Genomic DNA, 243 nt, shown 5'->3' on the forward strand with positions numbered 1-243 from the left:
CCCTGCCGGTCATCACGGAACGGCTTGCGATCACGATCGCCACCACGGAACGGAGCACGATCGCCACCGCCCTGACGGTCACCACGGTACGGGGCGCGGTCGCCACCGCCCTGCCGATCATCACGGAACGGCTTGCGATCACGCTCGCCACCCGACGGGCGATCCCCGCGGTCGTCGCGGAACGGCTTGCGGTCGCGATCGTTGCGGTCGTAGCCGCCGGTGCGGGGCTTGTCGCCACCCTGG

At 71.2% G+C, this 243-nt stretch carries 1 protein-coding gene; it reads left to right on the forward strand.

Going from position 1 to position 243, the window contains the following annotated elements:
* The coding region (locus tag AUL38_RS17290) for a hypothetical protein (RefSeq protein WP_235590554.1) at positions 1–243 on the forward strand (243 nt) is incomplete at both ends.

The sequence above is a fragment of the Leucobacter sp. G161 genome, assembly GCF_001482305.1.
In the GTDB taxonomy this organism is placed as follows: Bacteria; Actinomycetota; Actinomycetes; order Actinomycetales; family Microbacteriaceae; genus Leucobacter.